The following is a 16523-nucleotide window of genomic DNA, read 5'->3' as shown; positions in this document are numbered from 1 at the left end:
GGGTGGGCCGGGGGTGGCGCGGTCGGGTGGTTGCGGCAATGCTAAAGGATCGTCGCACGGCTGCCCAGCGCCGCGGCTCAGGCCGGGCGGCTCCCCTCGGGGGGGGCGATGGTCTCGACCAGCACCTGGCGCAGGGCCAGCGCCGCCGCCGACAGCTCGCCGTGGGTGATCATGCCCACCGCCCGCTCGATCACCGGCGCCTCCAGGGGCAGGCAGCGCGCCCCCAGCGCCTCCATCTGGCGGCGGCACAGCGAGGGCACGGCGCTGACGCCCAGACCGCTGGCCACCATGCGCCCCACCGTGGCCAGCTGGTGGCTCTCGAAGGCGCAGGGCAGGGTGATGCCGCGGCGGCGCAGCTGCTGCTCCAGCAGCCGCCTGACCATGGAGGGGCGCTGCAGGGCGATGAAGTCGTGGGTCAGCAGGGTCGCCCAGTCGAGTCGCTCGTGGCCGGCCAGCAGGGAGTCGGCCGGTACCACGGCGACGAAGCGGTCGATGAACAGCGGCGTGAAGCCGAGGCTGCCGGTCGCCTCGGGCTCGAAGACGATACCCAGCTCCACCTGGCGATTGCGGACCATGTCGATCACCTGCTCGTTGATCACGTCGTGGACCGTGACGTTGACCCGCGGGTGGCGGCGCCGGAAGGCCATCAGCGCCGGGGGCAGCAGGTTGCTGGCGAAGGAGGGCATGGCGGCCACCGCCAGCCGGCCGAGCTGCAGGGTGAAGCGCTGGCGCAGCAGCTCCTCGGTGTTGTCCCACTCGGCCAGCAGCCGCTTGGCCAGCGGTACCAGGGATTCCCCCTCGGGGGTGAGGCGCACGCTGCGCGTGCTGCGGATCAGCAGCCGCCCCCCGAGGGTCTCCTCGAGGCCCTTGATCGCCAGGCTCAGCGCCGGCTGGGAGAGGTGCAGCCGCTCGCAGGCCTGGGTGAAGCTCAGTGTCTGGGCCACGGCGAGGAAGGCACGGAGCTGCTTGACGGTCATCGACATACTACCAAGGTCCAATTAATAGACTGATCAAATCAATCGATAAGAAAAACAAACTTAACAAATATATGGCCAAGCACAACACTAGGTCCCATCGTGTCACCCGTGACCCGCTATCCTTCACCCCGCAAGATCCATCGACAACAACACGAGGCGCCACTATGTCCGGATTCGACAAACGCGTGTACTCCTACGAAGAGGCTATGGCCGGCATCGAGAGCGGCATGACCGTGGCCGCCGGCGGCTTCGGCCTGTGCGGCATCCCGGAGAACCTGATCGCCGAGATCAAGCGCCTCGGCGTCAAGGACCTCACCGTGCTCTCCAACAACTGCGGCGTCGACGGCTTCGGCCTGGGCCTGCTGCTGGAGGACAAGCAGATTTCGCGCATCTATGCCTCCTACGTGGGCGAGAACGCCCTGTTCGAGCGCCAGATGCTGGATGGCGAGATCGATGTGATCCTGACGCCCCAGGGCACCCTGGCCGAGAAGATGCGCGCCGGTGGCGCCGGCATCCCCGCCTTCTATACCGCCACCGGCTACGGCACGCCGATCGGCGAGGGCAAGGAGGTGCGCGAGTTCAACGGCCGCCACTACATCCTCGAGGAGGCGTTCCACGCCGACTTCGCCATCGTCAAGGGCTGGAAGGCGGATCGCTACGGCAACGTCGTCTACCGCGACACCGCCCAGAACTTCAATCCCCTGGCCGCCACCTGCGGCAAGATCACCGTGGTCGAGGTCGAGGAGATCGTCGAGCCGGGCGAACTGGCACCGGACCAGATCCACACCCCCGGCATCTACGTCGACCGCATCATCCAGGGCACCTTCGAGAAGCGCATCGAGAAGCGCACCGTCCGCGAAGGCTGAAGGCGCGACGCTGCACGAACCCCTAGGCTTCTCACCCGAACGCAAGAGGCAACAAGATGGCACTGACTCGCGAACAGATGGCGCAGCGCGTGGCGCGCGAACTCGAAGACGGCTTCTACGTCAACCTGGGCATCGGCATCCCGACCCTGGTGGCCAACTATGTCCCCGAGGGCATCGACGTCATGCTCCAGTCCGAGAACGGGCTGCTGGGCATGGGTCGCTTCCCCACCGAGGAAGAGGTCGACCCGGACATGATCAATGCCGGCAAGCAGACCGTCACGGCCCGCCCGGGCGCGGCGATCTTCGACTCGGCGGAATCCTTTGCCATGATCCGCGGCGGCCACGTCGACCTCACGGTGCTGGGCGCCTTCGAGGTGGACCAGGAGGGCAACATCGCCTCCTGGATGGTGCCCGGCAAGCTGATCAAGGGCATGGGCGGCGCCATGGACCTGGTGGCCGGCGCCGAGAACATCATCTGCACCATGACCCATGCCTCCAAGCACGGCGAATCCAAGCTGCTCGAGAAGTGCACCCTGCCGCTGACCGGCGCCGGCTGCATCAACCGGGTGCTGACCGACCTGGCCTACCTGGAGATCAAGGACGGCGCCTTCCACCTCAAGGAGCGCGCCCCGGGTGTCTCGGTGGAGGAGATCGTCGAGAAGACGGCCGGCAAGCTCGTCGTGCCGGACCATGTCCCGGAGATGACCTTCGACGCCTGATCCTTGACGCCTGCTCCTTGACGAGCAGGGCATGACCCCCGCGGCCCGGACCCTGTGTCCGGGCCGCGGCCGTTCGGGCTGTCGAAAAACTGATCGTTTCGCCTCGGGCGCCGCCGGGGCGCGGGGTCCGGCGGGATGACGGGAGCTCTTGCACAGCGTTATCCACAGATTCTGTGGATGACTCTGCGGCGCTGCAGCGACAGGGGCGGCGGGTCAGGAGACCTCGCAGCGGGTGTGGTGGGGCAGCAGCAGCTCCACGGCACGCTCCTGGTTGGCCGAGACCTCCTTCTGCACCAGTGCCAGGCCGCCGAGCTCCACGCGATGCTCGTCACCCTGGGCGAAGGCGAGGCGCCGGGAGCAGGTGGGGTAGAAGCGGTAGTCGAGGAGGGGCGAGACCGGGAAGATCCCGTGGTGGCGATCGGTGCTGCCGCTGAGCCCGGCCTGCCGCAGCTGGTCGTCGAGCACCGCGATGGGCTGGCCCAGACGCCCGCAGTCGAAGCCGGCGTGGTGCATCCGCGGCCCGTTGATCGACAGCAGGCCGGCCAGCGGATGCGCCTGGCACAGCGCGAGGTAGGTCTCCCAGTCGGGCATGGGCCAGGGGCGGCCGCGGCACAGCAGGTTCTGGCCGCGCTGGTCCTCCCGCGGGGCCTGGGCGACCAGCGCCTCGAGCCGCTCCCTGGGGCGCCGGGAGAGGGTGCCCAGCTGCAGTTCGCCGAGGACCAGCCAGGGGCCGTCGTCGGGGGGTGAGAGCAGGCTGACCAGCAGCCCGCGGTCGGCCATGGCGTGGCGGTGGCGCGGACGATAGCCCAGGTGGGCAAGGGTCGGCAGCAGGGCATCCATGCCGAACGGGCCGTGGTTCAGGGTGAGCAGCGCCAGGTACTCGACCGGGGCATCGACCGGCCACAGACGTAGCCCGCCGACCTCGGGGTGCTGGTGGACATAGTCCAGCCAGAGCTGCTGGACGAACTCTTCCCTCTGCATCGTTACGCTTCCCTTGTCATGATGCTGGCGGGAAGTATAGGCACAGCACCCCGGGGGGCTTTCAACGAGGGGAAGACGTTTCCAGGCAGCGACGCGTGGCGGCGGCGATCTCGGCCTCCTCGTCGGTGGGCAACACGACCAGGGCGGGCCCGCTGCCGTCGTCGAAGCGTGGCGCATGCTCCCGGTTGGCACCCTCGTCCAGGCTTGCCCCGAGCCATGCCAGGCGCCGCGCGGTGCGGGCGCGGATCTCGGCGGCGTGCTCGCCGATGCCGGCGGTGAAGACCAGTGCATCCAGGCCGCCGAGCAGGGCCACCAGGGCGCCGATCTCGCGCAGCAGCCGCTCGATGAACAGCGCCACCGCCTCCTCGGCATGGGGGTGGTCGCTGGCCAGCAGGTCGCGCATGTCGGCGGAGAGCCCCGAGACGCCCAGCAGACCGCTTTCCCGGTAGAGTAGCCGCTCGACCTCCTCGGCGGACATGCCCCGCTGCTGCTGAAGGTGCAGCACCACCCCGGGGTCCAGGCTGCCGCAGCGGCTGCCCATCATCATGCCGTCCAGGGCGGTGAAGCCCATCGATGTGGTCAGGCTGCGCCCGTCCTGCAGGGCACACAGGCTGCAGCCCTGGCCCAGATGGGCGATCACTACCCGCCCGCGGGCTCGCTCGCCCACCAGCTCGGGCAGCCGCCGTGCCACATGGGCATAGGAGAGCCCGTGGAAGCCGTAGCGCAGCACCCCCTCGTCGGCCAGGCGGCGGGGCAGGGCAAACAGCTGGTGCACCCGCGGCTGGGTGCGGTGGAAGGCGGTGTCGAAGCAGGCTACCTGGGGCATGGCCGGCAGGCGCTCGCGCAGCGCACGGATGATGGCCAGGGCGGGGGGCTGGTGCAGCGGTGCGAGGGGTTCCAGGCCGGCCAGGTATGTCAGGTGGTCATCGTCCAGCATGACCGGCGCGTCGAGCGCGGTGCCGCCATGAACCACCCGGTGGCCGATCCCGTCGAGGGTGGCCAGCCCGACGCGGCGGTCGAGCCAGGCCAGCAGCGCCTCGGCCACCGCCGCGTGGCCGCCCTCGCTGGCGGGGAAGTCGTCATCGTCGAGGCTCCCCTGCAGCAGCCGGAGCCGCGGGGCCTCGTCGAGCCGTTCCACCAGGCCGCGCAGGGAGCAGCGCCCGTCGTCATAGAGGCCGAACTTGAGCGTGGCCGAGCCGCCGTTGATCACCAGCAGGCGGCTCACTGGGCGTCGTCCGGGGCCGGGGTCACCCGGGCCAGGTGCATCGCCAGGGCCGCCGAGGCGAGGCGTGTCTCCGCGTCGTCGGCCCGGCTGGTCAGCATGATGGGCACCCGGGCACCCACCACCAGCCCCGCGGCCTGGGCACGGGCCAGGTGGATCAGCAGCTTGGCGATCATGTTGGCCGACTCCAGGTTGGGGGCGATGAGGATGTCGGCCTGTCCGGCCACCTCGGAGCCCAGCCCCTTCTGCCGTGCGGCCGCCAGGGAGACGGCATTGTCGATGGCCAGGGGACCATCCAGCACCCCGCCGTGGATCTGGCCGCGCTCGCTCATCTTGCACAGCGCCGCGGCCTCGATGGTGGAGGGCAGGGTGGAGCGCACCGTTTCTACCGCCGAGAGCAGCGCTACCCGAGGTCTAGAGATGCCCAGCGCCCGGGCAAGGTCGATGGCGTTCTGGATGATGTCGCGCTTGGCCGCCAGGTCGGGGGTGATATGCAGGGCGGCGTCGGAGATCAGCAGGGGCCGGGGGTAGCTGGGCACGTCCAGGGCATAGACATGGCTCATCAGCCGTTCGGTACGCAGCCCGGTGCGGCGATCCACCGCGGCGGACATCAGCTCGTCGGTATGCAGGGAGCCCTTCATCAGCGCCTCGACCTCGCCCTGGGCGGCCAGTTCGACCGCTCGCTCGGCGGAGGCGTGGCTGTGGGGGGTGTCGATCAGCGTCAGGCCGTCCAGGGACTCCCCCAGGGCCTCGGCGGCGGCCTCGATGCGGTGGCGGGGGCCGATCAGCAGAGGGACGATGATTCCCTCCCGCCAGGCCGCCAGGGCTCCGGCCAGGGAAGGCTCGTCACAGGGGTGGACCACCGCGGTGGTGAGCGCCTCGAGGGAACGGGTGCTGTCGATCAGGCGACGATGCTGCTCGCCGGTCTGGTGCCAGTGGGCCTCGGCGGCCGGTGACGTGGGGGGATGCGCCATGGGCGACTCCGTGACGTGGGGGAACCTCCCCAGCGTAGCATCCGCACCCGGTCGGGGGGCGCCCCACGACGGCATCACCACGAACCGCCGCCCGGGGCGGCGTCAGGGGGTCAGCGAGCGGCGACGGTGTCCAGCAGCGACCGGTCCCGCACGTAACGGTCGAATTCGGTGAAGCCGCCGATCGGGGTCTGGTCGACGAAGATCTGCGGCACCGTATGGACGGGCTTGCCAATGGTCTTCTCGAGGTCGGCCTTGGTGATGCCCTCGGCCTGGATGTCGACGTAGCGGAAGCCTTCGATGGCGCCTGCGCTCTCAAGCTGCTGGGCGAGCTCGTTGGCGAAGACGCAGAAGGGGCAGCCGGGACGACCGAAGATAGTGACGTGCATGGACGGGCTCCTGGGCGCTGGTGGGAACGGGTAATGGCGCCGCGGCAGGCGGGTGCCAGTTCGGAATCAGGGGTGGTTATCAGAACGAGGGGCATTGTGACCGATGGCGACGGCGAAGGCCAATAGCGGCCCTCGAGTCCCGCCATTGGCGGCGCCTATCGTCGGGGACGCCTAGTCGGGGACGCCTAGTCGGGGACGCCTAGTCGGGGACGCCTAGTCGGGGACGCCTAGTCGGGGACGCCTAGTCGGGGACGCCTAGTCGGGGACGCCAGGCGGGGTAGATGCCTGGCGTCACGGCGATGCCCAGGAGCCATCCAGCTCGCCGGCGTCGGCACGACGCAGCAGCTCCCCGAGTTCGCGATGCAGGGCCGGGCTCGAGACCAGCAGGTTTTCGCCATAGAGGTCTTCCGGGATCCCCTCGGGACATGGGTAGAGGTGCCCGGTGGTGGCCCCCGCCTCCCGGGCGATCAGCCAGCCCGCGGCGAAGTCCCAGGGGGAGACGCTCTCGTAGTAGGCATCCAGGCGGCCGCAGGCCACGTCGCACAGGTCCAGGGCGGCGGAGCCGTTGCGTCGCACGTCCTGGCAGCGCTCGAGGACGCCTGCCAGGCGGCGCATCAGCGGCGGGCGGCTGTCCCGGCGATAGGGGAAGCCGGTGCCCACCAGGGCGTGGGACAGGTCGTGGCAGCGGCTGGCGCGGATCGGCGTGCCGTTGCAGTGGGCACCCTGGCCGGCCACCGCGGTGAAGGTCTCGCTCAGGAAGGGGGCGTGCACCACCCCCACCCTGACCCGCCCCTCGACCGCCCAGGCAATGGAGACCGCCACGTGGCGCAGGCCGTGGGCGAAGTTGACGGTGCCGTCGACGGGGTCGACGACCCACAGCGGCTGGCCACTGGCGAGCTCGCTGCGATCCGGCGCGAGCTCCTCGCTGAGCCGCGACTCGTCGGGACAGGTCGAGCGGAGTCGCGCGCTGATATGGGTGTCGACGGCCACGTCCACGTCGGTGACCAGCTCTTGGCCCGACTTGTAGCGCTGGCCGAAGGTCTGGCTGCGGCGGGCGTCGGCGATCATCTCGCCGGCCTCGCGGGCGATCTCGATGGCCAGTTCGAGGCGTTCGGCGTCGGTCATGGGGCTCCCTCGATGGCATGGGCAGGCCCTCAGCTTAGCAGCGTGGCGGGCCAGGCGCTGCCCGGGCCGTGCCGCTCCGCTATACTGCCCGCCCCCACCCACGGGAGATGCCCATGCAGGCCCTGAACCCCGAACAGTATGCCCGGCTGCGCGCGCTGGCCGAGGCGTGGACCCACCACCACCTGAAGGCGGCCAAGGCGCTGCCGCAGTTCAATCCCCGCCTGGTGGCCGATGCCCTCTGCTTCCAGCCCCTGCGGGACGCCGAGCACGGCGACCTGCTGCTCGGCGCCCTGGTCACCCCGCTGTCGCTGGCGCTGGCGGGGCTGCCAGCGTCTGCGGGGCTGCCGGCCCCGGCCGCCGGGAGCCGTCTCCGGATCGCGCTGCCCTCCGGGCACTATGACCTGGAGGCCTTCCACGTCGATGCGGACCACTGGTGCTGGCGTCGCGTGCTGCTCGACGACCTCTCCGACCTCCCGGGCCGCGAGGCGGCCAGCCGCCTGGCCCAGCAGCTGATGGAGCGTGTCATGGCGCCGGACGAGGCGCGGTGAGGTAGCGCCCGGCGGGCCGGGCCCTTATGCTGGACGGGTTGCCATCCATCGCTACGTTCAGCCATCCCACTCTGCCATCCCACAAGGAGTCGTCCATGACAGCGTCTGCCACTTCCACTCCCCGCGTCGCCCTGGTCACCGGTACCAGCAGCGGCATCGGCGAGGCCGTGGTGCGTCACTTCCGCGAACAGGGCCACCAGGTACTGGCGGTGGACTTCAATCCCGCCGGCCAGGAGGTCGCCGAGCGGGCCGGGGCGGCCTTCTTCCAGGCCGACCTCACCGACGGCGAGGCCTGCAAGGCGGCGGTGGCCGATGCGATCAAGCGCTTCGGTCGGGTGGATATCCTGGTCAACAACGCCGGCATCCAGCACGTCTCGCCCATCGAGACGTTCCCCGAGGCCAAGTGGCGGCAGATCATCGACCTGATGCTGACCGCGCCCTTCCTGCTCAGCCAGGCCGTCTGGCCCTCCATGCGCGAGAACGGCTGGGGGCGGATCATCAATATCGCCTCGGTGCATGCCCAGGTGGCCTCGCCGGGCAAGTCGGCCTATATCAGCGCCAAGCACGGCATGATCGGCCTCACCAAGACCGCAGCCCTGGAGGGCGGCGATCAGGGCATCACCGCCAACGCCATCTGCCCCGCCTACGTGAAGACGCCGCTGGTGGACAACCAGATCGCCGACCAGGCCAAGCTGCACGGCATGGAGGAGCAGGAGGTGATCGAGAAGATCATGCTCAAGAATGCCGCCGTCAAGCGCCTGATCGAACCCTCGGAGGTGGCCGAGCTGGTCGCCTACCTGGCCTCAGACGCCGCCGGCGCGGTCACCGGCGCGAGCTGGAACATCGACCTGGGCTGGACGGCGCAGTAAGGGCCTTCGGCCAGCGGCAAGCCACAAGGAGCAAGCGACAAGGAACCCCTTGATTCTTCGCTCCTTGTTCCTTGTTTCTTGTTCCTTATCGTCTCACCGGCCGCTTCTGCAGCTTGCGCTGCAGGGTGCGGCGGTGCATCCCCAGGGCGCGGGCGGTGGCCGAGATATTGCCGTCGTGCTCCTGGAGCACCTTCTGGATATGCTCCCAGGCGATGCGGTTGATCGACGGCGGCTGCTCGGCCACCTCGGTCTCCGGGTCGCCTCCCTCCTTGCTGAAGGCCGCCAGCACCTCCTCGGCATCCGCCGGCTTGCACAGGTAGTTCACCGCGCCGAGCTTGATTGCCTCCACCGCCGTGGCGATGCTCGAGTAGCCCGTCAGCACCACCACCCGGCACTCCGGCACGATCTCCAGCAGCTCCGGCAGCAGCTTGAGCCCGGACTCGTGCTCCAGCTTAAGGTCGAGGGTGGCGAGCTCGGGGCGATGCTGGTGGGCCAGGGTGAGGGCCTGCTCGGCATCGTGGGCGACCAGCACCCGATAGCCGCGGCGGCTCAGGGCGCGATCCAGCACATGGCAGAACATCTCGTCGTCGTCGACGATCAGTAGCCGTTCAGGGGTCTCTTGCTCTTGCATGGTGTCCTCGCGGGTTCGGGGCGGTGGCGACGCCGGGTCAGCTGCCGGGATGGTGGCGGGGCAGCACCACCTCGGTGAGGGTCCCGCCCTCGGGGTGATTGTAGAGGCTGACGCCACCGCCGAAGCGGTTGATGGTGGCATGGGTGAGGAACAGGCCGATGCCCATGCCCTTGCTCTTGGTGGAGACGAAGGTCTCGCCGAGCTGGTCGGCGATGGCCAGCGCGACCCCGGGGCCATGGTCGCGGATGTCGATCACCACTTCGTCGTCGTTCCAGTCGAGGCTGATGAGGATGTCGTCGGGGTTGGCATCGGCGGCGTTGTTGAGCAGGTTGGTCAACGCCTGGTCCAGGGTGGTATCCACCGACAGCCAGGGGCGGCCGCGCCGCTCGGCCACCTCCATGCGATGGCTGACGTCGGGGCGCAGCACCAGCCAGCGCTGCACCACGCCGGCCAGCCACAGCTCGGCGTCGCAGCTCTCCGGCTCTGCCATGCGCCGTCGGTCGGCGCTCTCGACCAGCTGGCGCAGGCGTGTCTTGCAGGTGTCGACCTGCTGGCGCAGCAGTTCCAGGTCCTTCTGCAGCAGCGGGTTGTTCCCGGCCTCGTCGCGCATCTCGGCGAGCAGCACCGCCATGGTCGAGAGCGGCGTCCCCAGCTCATGGGCGGTGCCCGCCGCCTGGGTGGCCACGGCGAGCACCTGCTCGTTGCGCAGCGCCGACTCGCGGGTGCGCGACAGCGCCTGTTCCCGGCTGCGCAGCGCATGGGCCATCTTGTAGATGAAGAAGGTCACCAGGCCGGCGGAGAGGGCGAAGTTCAGCCACATGCCCAGCACGTGCAGGTCGAGGGCCTGGGCCGCGCGGTGGCCGTGGGTCAGCTGCGGTACCGGCTGGTGGAAGCCCATCAGGAAGGTGTAGGCGAGCATGGCAGTGACGGCGATGATCCAGGCGAAGCGCCAGGGCAGGGTCGCCGCGGCGATGGTCACCGGCACCAGGTAGTAGGTGATGAAGGGGTTGCTCGAGCCGCCGGTGAAGTAGAAGAGCAGGGTCAGGCCCGCCACGTCGGCCAGCAGGTGGGCCAGGTACTCGCCATGGGTGACGGCCCAGTGGCGACCCAGGCGCCACCAGGTGGCCAGGTTGATCAGCGCCATGGCCAGCACCACCGAGATCACCGCGCTCACCTCCAGCTGGAAGCCGAGCAGCTCCACGCCGACGATGATGGCGGCCAGGAAGCCGGTCCAGGTGATCCCGCGCACGATGGTCAGCCGCACCAGGTTGCGATTCGGCGTGGAGAGCGGCAGGGGCTGGGTGATGGGCATGGCGACTCCGTCGGGATCTCTGCCCCGATGATAACCGATCCGGCGCCTGCAGGCGCCGGCCTCCCCGGTCACGCACGGGCGGGGCTCTGGTAGGCTAGGGCGGTGTGCCGGCCGGGAGGGAGCCCCCATGAGCCTCGAGCGCTATCTCGCCGCGATCCGCCGCGGCGAGCCGATCAACTATGCGGCCTTCGTGCGCCGCCTGCCGGCGCCCTGGCAGGCCCGGCACCGGGAGCTGTTTGCCACCGAGCGGGTCGCCATCGACCGCTGGATTGTGACCTGCCGGGAGCCCGCGCAGCTGGAGGTGCTCGAGGCCCGCGTGCGCCGCCCGCGGGATCGTCTGGAGGCGACCCGGCAGGGGGACTCCCACCGCGTCGCGGGTGACACCGCCTACCTGCTGGTGCACCATCTCGGCCTCCGTGACGCGCGGCCCGGAGTGGTGGTGCTGCAGGGCCAGCACGTCCTGCAGGGCTTCACGCCAAGGCGCACCGCGCTGATCGTCGAGAACGAGCAGAACTTTGCCCGCCCCCTGGCCATGCGCCAGCTGGCCTCCCGGTGGTCGGGCCTGGCGCTGGGGCCGGAGGAGGCCGACGTGATCCTGGGTGGCGGCAGCCGCATCAACCGCCGGCCGGTCGTCGACTGGCTCTCCGGCTACGAGCGGGTGCTCTGCGCCTTCGACTACGATCTCGGCGGGCTGCGGATGTTCGCTTCGCTGCGCGACGCCCTGGGCGATCGCGCCGACCTGCTGCAGCCGCCCGCGTGGCCGGCATGGCATGACCGCTTCCGGCGACACCCCGGCGATACCGAGCGGGCCCTGGCGGCGGTGGCGCTGGCCGAGCGGCTGGGGCTTCACGGTCTGGCCCGGGCCCTCCGGGAGACGGGGCACTTCATGGAACAGGAGATTCTGCTGGAGCCGATGGATGACTGACGCCTTTCGATTCGAGATCCGCCGCCTGGTGCTGGTCGACTCCGCCGGCTTCGGCTACGTGGAGATCCCGGTGGATCGCCATGCGCTGCTGCTGGGACCCGGCAACCTGGGCAAGTCCAGCCTGCTCAACGCGCTGCGCCTCTTCCTGCTGCCGGAGAACAACTTTCGCAAGAGCCGGCTCAAGTTCGCCTTCCGCAATGCCCGGGCGGGGGGCTTCTACGCCAACGAGGAGAGCTTCCAGCACTACTTCCCCAGCCGCTTCAGCTTCCTGGTGATGGAGGTCAGCAACCCCCACGGGGTGCACTGCCAGGTGCTCTATCGCGGCCGCGGGGACCTGGAGTATGACCGGCTCTTCGTGCCCCTGCCCTACGAGGCCCTGCGCGGGCTGTTCTGGCGGGTCGACGACGACCCGGACGGCATCGGCGGGCGCGTGCCGGAGCTCTCCGCCGAGCGGGTGATCGATGCCGCCCGGCGGGCCTCCCGGGACAGTCTCGTGACCAGCGACCCGGCGCGGCTCAGGCGGCTGCTCTACGCCAGCGACCTGATGTCGCCCGACGCCTCGCGCTACAGCGTCTTCCCGCTGGCCGATGCCGATGCCCGCAAGGTGGAGTCGCTGCGTACCCTCATCCTGCTGCTGTTCGAGATGAGCACCGACGATCGCGCCATGGCGGCGGCGGTGGCCAGCATCGTCGAGGCAGACAAGAAGTTCGCCAGCGACGAGCTCGACTTCGACATCGACCAGTTCCTGCGCCGCCACGAGGAGCTGAAGGCCCGCGACCTCGAGCTGAAACGCGTCGAACGCGAGCAGCCGCGCTTCGACCGCCTGACCCGGGCCTATGAGGCCTACCGCCATGGCGGCGAGGTGCGCGGCGAATTCGCCGCCTTCCGCGAGGGCGTCGAGGGCTGCCTGGCCAGCCTGGCGCGGGAGCGTGCCGACGCCGCCGAGGCGTTGGCCCGGGAGGACGGCGCGCTGAAAGGCGTTCGTCAGCGCGTCAAGGAGCTCGAGCAGGCCAGCGGCGAGGCCCGGGGCGCCCTCAAGGCGGCCCGGCGGCAGCGCGAACAGGCCGACGAGGATCGGCGTCGCGGCGAGCTGCTGGTGTCGCGCTACCCGGGCTGCTCCCAGGCGGAGATTCGCGCCATGCTCGAGGAGGCGATCGAGGGGCAGGCGCAGCAGCTGGCGGCGCTGCAGGACGCCGCCCAGGCCGAGGGGCAGCGGGCCCGCCTCGCCGCCCAGCTCCAGGATCTCGATGCCCGGCTCGAGACCCTGGCGCGGCGTATCGCCGGGGAGCAGTGGCAGCTGGCGCGCCAGCTGCCGGAGGCGGTGGTGGCTCCGCTGATGGCCGTCGAGCCGCGGCTGGTCCAGGCCAGCCCTGGGGAGGCGCTGGACGAGGCCACGCGGGCGGCGATCGTCGCCTTCGCCGGGCTGTTCGAGGCCGAACCGGAGGCGTTTCGCTGGTTCGATACCCGCTTTTCCGCCCGCCACTCGAGCCCCGAGGACCTGCTGGAGAGTCGCCGTCACCTGCAGGAGGAGCGCCGCCGCTGTGAACGCCAGCTGGCCGAGCTGGCCGATGACGATGCCGGGATCGACCGGCCGCGGCGCATCGAGGAGGCCCGGCGCGAGCTCGAGGCCGCCCGCGAGGAGGCCCGGGCCCTCAAGCGTTTCGCCGGGGCGGAGACGCGGCTCGAGGATGCCGACCGGGACATCGCCGAGCAGGAAAGCCTGCTGGAGGGGCACCGCGACAAGTTGGCCGAGGCCGGTCGCGATGCCGAGGCGCTGCAGGGCTCCCTGGCGCGGGCCCGCGATGCCCTGGCCAGGATCGATGAACGCCAGGCCGAGCTGCAGCGGCTGCGCGCGTCGGTCACCGCCCTGCAGGCGCGCAGTCCCCAGCTGGCCGGCATCGAGGCGGCCGAGGCCCTCGCCGCCGAGTCGCTGACCGAGACCCGCTGGCAGGCCATCGAGGCGGCGCTCCACGAGCTGGACCTGCAGCGCCTCAAGGTGCTCGACCTGCTCAAGGACTTCGTGCGCGCCGGGGTACTGCCCGACGAGGAGGGGCAGCTGCAGCACGAGAGTCCCGGTGCCGCGGTGATCCGTGGTGCCTGCGAGCAGCTCGGGCTGCTCTACCGGGAGTTGCCCCGCCATCGCGAACTGCTCCAGGAGCAGGTCGCCAGCCACAACGAGACGGTGGCCAGCTACCGCCAGGCGCTGCGCGCCAACGCCGAGCATATCCAGCGCTTCGAGCGGCGGCTCAACGACGAGCTCGAGGGCGTCACCATCAATGACCTGGCCGAGATCCGGGTGGAGATCCACTGCCACCCCAAGTTCCGCAACCTGGTCGAGGAGTCCGAGGCAATCGATCCCTACTCGGGGCAGCTGCTCTCCGACGCCTTCTACGAGCGGCTGCAGGGCTTCGTGGCCGAGTTCTTCGGCGAGACGCCGGGGCAGGGCGGCCACCGGCTGACCATGGACCGGGTGATCACCGGCATCAGCTACCGCACCCGCAAGCAGAGCGAGACCCGCCTCGATGCCAAGGGGCAGTCCACCTCGACCACCGCGCTGATCAACCTGGAGCTGGTCCAGCGCCTGCTGCGGCGCATCCTCTATCCCGGCGTGGGCCTGGCCTTCCCGATGGTGCTGGACGAACTGGCCAGCGTGGACGTCAGCCAGGTGCCGTCGCTGCTGGAGCGCCTCGGTCGGCAGGGGTTCAACCTGTTCGCCGCGGCCACCCACAGCGCCAGCCCCGAGCTGATCTACCAGGTCGGCCGCCACCTGGAGGTGGGCCAGATGCGCACCGCCCGCCCCTATTCGCCGCGCCGCAGCCTGGTCTACTGGGGCGGGCCGGAGGGCTTCGCCGGGGAGGGGGAGGTGACCGCCTGGCTGGGGCAGGAGCAGGCCTCGCTACTCGAGGTGGACGATGAGTAAGCGGTTCAACACCCTCGAGACCACCCGGATCCTGCTGGAGCATGCCGGCATCCTGCTGGGGCTGGTCCAGCGCATGGATAGCGAGGGGGTGCGCCACGTGCGCGAGCTGGACCTGCAGCAGGCGGTAATGGATCACGGTCGCCACCTCAGCGCCCAGGAGCGGCGTCGCCTGCAGCGCGCCTTCAGCAGCGACAACCTCTTCCATGCCAACCTGGTCAGCGACATCGACAAGGTCGAGGGGGAGAAGCGGCTGGTCTTCGACGAGTCGCTGCTGGAGCTGCTCCGCCTCTGCGACCTGTCGCTCTACCGCGAGCTCACCGATGCCCGGCTGCGCACTCGCCTGGTCTCCCTGCGCGACCTGCACGGGCGCCTCGAGGGGGCGAGCTTCAGTGAGGCCGACCCGGACTTCACGGAGCTCGCCGACGAGCTCAATGCCCAGCTCAGCCAGCTGATCGGCCTGCTGCGCCAGAACGTGGTGCGCATGCAGGGGGTCAGTAGCGACCTTGCCGACATCTCCGGCGAGGCGAGCCGGGCGCCGGAGCGCTTCGCCGCCTATCGTCGCTCGATGCTCGAGCGCATCGCGCACCTCTACGAGCGCCATATCAAGCCGACCCTGGCGTTCCTCAACCCGGATACCCGCCTGGCCGACGGGGCCAACCTCTTCGCCACCCTGGAGGGGCTCACCCGTCTCTTCGAGCGCCACGGCAAGCAGTCCCGGGCCGATCAGGTATTCCGCGTGGCGCTGAGCCTCAACGCCATGCACAAGCCGATCCAGGTCGTGGCTCGGGAGGTCGACAACTTCTTGCGCAAGACCCGCCGCGGCATGCTCCAGTACAACGCCATGGAGCACCACTTCGCGCGGCTGCAGGCGCTCCACGAGCGCACCCGCGGCCGCGACCTGCGGGTCACCCGGCTCAGCGGCCGGGACTTCGTGCGGGGCAACGCCTTCGTCCCCGGGCTCAAGGGCTTCCTGCGGCCGCGCGCCTATGCCTTCGGGGCGTCCGCCAGCTACCACCGGCTGCTCTTCTCGGAGATCGAGCTGCGCCTGGCCGACCTGCGCCGCCGTGCCGAGGCGCCGGCACTACCCGACCTGACGGCCTCGCTGGGCGAGGCCCGCACCGACGCCCGGCGCATCGAGACGCTGTTCCGCTGGATCGACGGCCTGGAGTTGCGGCCCACCGAGGACCTGGTGCGCGAGCTGCATGGTCGCCTGGATGCCTTCATCGACGGCTATCGCTTCCCGGACCTGCTGGCGGTGCTCAACCGCCTGGCCCACGCCGGCCCCGAGGGACTGGCCATCCGCACCACCAACCGCTTTCGCCTGCTCGAGGGCGAGGCCGGCGACGTCTACGTCTACCGCCGTCGCCGGCTGGAAGAGGAGCCTTCCCCATGACCGATGCCACCGCTCGCACTGCCGACAGCTTCGACGAGGTGCTGCCGGCCCACAGCGCGGCCATCTACCGCGAGTTCTCCCAGGGGCGGGTGCTGCTGCGCCAGGTGTGGGACCTGAACCGCGCCGAACTGGTCGACAATCCGCTCTACAACGTGGTCTACAACCACCTGGGGCATTTCCGGCGGCTCTACGAGCATCTGGGCTACGAACTCGCCTTCCACGAGTCGGGCGGCTTCTTCTACCTGCGCGAGCTGGTCGACGAGGAGGATGACGAGCACGACGAGCACGCGCTCCGGGTGCAGGTGATCCTGCTGCTGATCGGCCGCTACTTCGCCCGCAGCGGCCGCGACCTGGAGTTCCTCGGTCGCCCCGATGCCGGGCTGCGCGAGGCCGACCTCGAGGCCATGGGCGCCGAGGAGGAGTACCTGGATATCCTGCGTACGGCGCGTATCGACAAGGGATGGCCCGAGGCCATGGAGTACCTGGCCCGACGCCACTTCCTGTTCCGCAGCGGCGCCGAGCGCTACTTCCTGAGCTCCGCCGGGATGGCCTTCCTGCACCAGCTGGTGCGCGAATACCAGGCCAGCGAACAGGGCTGGCGCGAGGCGGCGCAAGGCGAGGGCGACGAAGCGGGCTGAGCGGGCGCCGGCGGCGCCCTACATTTCATCGCGCGAG

16 protein-coding genes are annotated in these 16523 nt (G+C 70.1%); 8 read left to right on the top strand and 8 right to left on the bottom strand.

The window, feature by feature from the left end:
- Positions 1–77 precede the first annotated feature (77 nt).
- On the bottom strand, positions 78–977 hold the full coding sequence (locus tag NFC98_RS09630; protein WP_254277821.1) for a LysR family transcriptional regulator: 900 nt from the start codon (positions 975–977) through the stop codon (positions 78–80).
- A gap of 164 nt (positions 978–1141) precedes the next feature.
- Between NFC98_RS09630 and NFC98_RS09625 the strand changes: the two genes are divergently transcribed.
- The gene (locus tag NFC98_RS09625) at positions 1142–1843 is read left to right on the top strand and encodes a CoA transferase subunit A (protein ID WP_254274785.1); all 702 of its coding nucleotides are present in this window, start codon (positions 1142–1144) and stop codon (positions 1841–1843) included.
- 56 nt (positions 1844–1899) lie between these two features.
- Positions 1900–2562, top strand: coding sequence for a CoA transferase subunit B (locus NFC98_RS09620; protein ID WP_254274784.1), 663 nt, complete (start codon positions 1900–1902; stop codon positions 2560–2562).
- A gap of 213 nt (positions 2563–2775) precedes the next feature.
- Here the strand turns inward: NFC98_RS09620 and NFC98_RS09615 are convergent, their stop codons facing one another.
- The 5 genes from NFC98_RS09615 to NFC98_RS09595 form a co-directional block, all read right to left on the bottom strand.
- Positions 2776–3543, bottom strand: coding sequence for a DUF1338 domain-containing protein (locus tag NFC98_RS09615; RefSeq protein WP_254274783.1), 768 nt, complete (start codon positions 3541–3543; stop codon positions 2776–2778).
- A 61-nt stretch (positions 3544–3604) separates the two neighbouring features.
- A complete protein-coding gene (locus NFC98_RS09610) occupies positions 3605–4768 on the bottom strand; it encodes an acetate/propionate family kinase (protein WP_254274782.1) in 1164 nt (387 codons plus the stop codon).
- Positions 4765–5739, bottom strand: a complete 975-nt coding sequence (locus NFC98_RS09605) for a bifunctional enoyl-CoA hydratase/phosphate acetyltransferase (RefSeq protein ID WP_254274781.1) — start codon at positions 5737–5739, stop codon at positions 4765–4767. The genes NFC98_RS09610 and NFC98_RS09605 overlap by 4 nt, the downstream gene beginning before the upstream one ends.
- Positions 5740–5849: 110 nt before the next feature.
- Positions 5850–6125 (bottom strand): GrxA family glutaredoxin, encoded by a 276-nt coding sequence (locus NFC98_RS09600; protein ID WP_254274780.1) that lies wholly within the window; start codon positions 6123–6125, stop codon positions 5850–5852.
- Between the two features lie 291 nt (positions 6126–6416).
- On the bottom strand, positions 6417–7250 hold the full coding sequence (locus NFC98_RS09595) for an inositol monophosphatase family protein (protein ID WP_254274779.1): 834 nt from the start codon (positions 7248–7250) through the stop codon (positions 6417–6419).
- A 113-nt stretch (positions 7251–7363) separates the two neighbouring features.
- On the opposite strand from NFC98_RS09595, the gene hybE reads away from it, so the two are divergent.
- Positions 7364–7798 (top strand): [NiFe]-hydrogenase assembly chaperone HybE, encoded by a 435-nt coding sequence (gene hybE, locus NFC98_RS09590; RefSeq protein ID WP_254274778.1) that lies wholly within the window; start codon positions 7364–7366, stop codon positions 7796–7798.
- Between the two features lie 95 nt (positions 7799–7893).
- The gene (locus NFC98_RS09585) at positions 7894–8667 is read left to right on the top strand and encodes a 3-hydroxybutyrate dehydrogenase (protein ID WP_254274777.1); all 774 of its coding nucleotides are present in this window, start codon (positions 7894–7896) and stop codon (positions 8665–8667) included.
- An 85-nt stretch (positions 8668–8752) separates the two neighbouring features.
- On the opposite strand, the gene NFC98_RS09580 is transcribed toward NFC98_RS09585, so the two are convergent.
- Positions 8753–9298 carry a response regulator transcription factor gene (locus NFC98_RS09580; RefSeq protein WP_254274776.1) on the bottom strand — a complete coding sequence of 182 codons (546 nt, stop codon included), beginning with the start codon at positions 9296–9298 and terminating at the stop codon, positions 8753–8755.
- Between the two features lie 37 nt (positions 9299–9335).
- Complete coding sequence (locus tag NFC98_RS09575) at positions 9336–10610, bottom strand: ATP-binding protein (RefSeq protein WP_254274775.1); 1275 nt, start codon at positions 10608–10610, stop codon at positions 9336–9338.
- 127 nt (positions 10611–10737) lie between these two features.
- Here NFC98_RS09575 and NFC98_RS09570 point away from each other — a divergent pair, with 127 nt between their 5' ends.
- Genes NFC98_RS09570 through NFC98_RS09555 form a run of 4 tightly spaced genes read left to right on the top strand, consistent with a single transcriptional unit; the run spans position 10738 to position 16486 of the window.
- Entirely contained in the window at positions 10738–11535 is a 798-nt protein-coding gene (locus NFC98_RS09570; RefSeq protein WP_254274774.1) for a DUF2220 domain-containing protein, read from the top strand.
- Entirely contained in the window at positions 11528–14455 is a 2928-nt protein-coding gene (locus NFC98_RS09565; RefSeq protein WP_254274773.1) for a hypothetical protein, read from the top strand. Before NFC98_RS09570 ends, NFC98_RS09565 begins: the two co-directional genes overlap by 8 nt.
- Positions 14448–15848 carry a hypothetical protein gene (locus NFC98_RS09560; RefSeq protein ID WP_254274772.1) on the top strand — a complete coding sequence of 467 codons (1401 nt, stop codon included), beginning with the start codon at positions 14448–14450 and terminating at the stop codon, positions 15846–15848. The genes NFC98_RS09565 and NFC98_RS09560 overlap by 8 nt, the downstream gene beginning before the upstream one ends.
- On the top strand, positions 15845–16486 hold the full coding sequence (locus NFC98_RS09555; protein WP_254274771.1) for a hypothetical protein: 642 nt from the start codon (positions 15845–15847) through the stop codon (positions 16484–16486). The genes NFC98_RS09560 and NFC98_RS09555 overlap by 4 nt, the downstream gene beginning before the upstream one ends.
- Positions 16487–16523 lie beyond the last annotated feature (37 nt).

Source organism: Halomonas sp. 3H, assembly GCF_024206005.1.
Lineage (GTDB): Bacteria > Pseudomonadota > Gammaproteobacteria > Pseudomonadales > Halomonadaceae > Halomonas > Halomonas campaniensis.
This window is presented reverse-complemented; position numbering and strand designations above follow the sequence as displayed.

Excerpts from the sequence above, each read along its gene's own strand:
- NFC98_RS09630 (WP_254277821.1), bottom strand. The coding sequence starts at position 977 with ATGACCGTCAAGCAGCTCCGTGCCTTCCTCGCCGTGGCCCAGACACTG.
- NFC98_RS09625 (WP_254274785.1), top strand. The coding sequence starts at position 1,142 with ATGTCCGGATTCGACAAACGCGTGTACTCCTACGAAGAGGCTATGGCC.
- NFC98_RS09620 (WP_254274784.1), top strand. The coding sequence starts at position 1,900 with ATGGCACTGACTCGCGAACAGATGGCGCAGCGCGTGGCGCGCGAACTC.
- NFC98_RS09615 (WP_254274783.1), bottom strand. The coding sequence starts at position 3,543 with ATGCAGAGGGAAGAGTTCGTCCAGCAGCTCTGGCTGGACTATGTCCAC.
- NFC98_RS09605 (WP_254274781.1), bottom strand. The coding sequence starts at position 5,739 with ATGGCGCATCCCCCCACGTCACCGGCCGCCGAGGCCCACTGGCACCAG.
- NFC98_RS09600 (WP_254274780.1), bottom strand. The coding sequence starts at position 6,125 with ATGCACGTCACTATCTTCGGTCGTCCCGGCTGCCCCTTCTGCGTCTTC.
- NFC98_RS09595 (WP_254274779.1), bottom strand. The coding sequence starts at position 7,250 with ATGACCGACGCCGAACGCCTCGAACTGGCCATCGAGATCGCCCGCGAG.
- hybE (WP_254274778.1), top strand. The coding sequence starts at position 7,364 with ATGCAGGCCCTGAACCCCGAACAGTATGCCCGGCTGCGCGCGCTGGCC.
- NFC98_RS09585 (WP_254274777.1), top strand. The coding sequence starts at position 7,894 with ATGACAGCGTCTGCCACTTCCACTCCCCGCGTCGCCCTGGTCACCGGT.
- NFC98_RS09580 (WP_254274776.1), bottom strand. The coding sequence starts at position 9,298 with ATGCAAGAGCAAGAGACCCCTGAACGGCTACTGATCGTCGACGACGAC.
- NFC98_RS09575 (WP_254274775.1), bottom strand. The coding sequence starts at position 10,610 with ATGCCCATCACCCAGCCCCTGCCGCTCTCCACGCCGAATCGCAACCTG.
- NFC98_RS09570 (WP_254274774.1), top strand. The coding sequence starts at position 10,738 with ATGAGCCTCGAGCGCTATCTCGCCGCGATCCGCCGCGGCGAGCCGATC.
- NFC98_RS09565 (WP_254274773.1), top strand. The coding sequence starts at position 11,528 with ATGACTGACGCCTTTCGATTCGAGATCCGCCGCCTGGTGCTGGTCGAC.
- NFC98_RS09560 (WP_254274772.1), top strand. The coding sequence starts at position 14,448 with ATGAGTAAGCGGTTCAACACCCTCGAGACCACCCGGATCCTGCTGGAG.
- NFC98_RS09555 (WP_254274771.1), top strand. The coding sequence starts at position 15,845 with ATGACCGATGCCACCGCTCGCACTGCCGACAGCTTCGACGAGGTGCTG.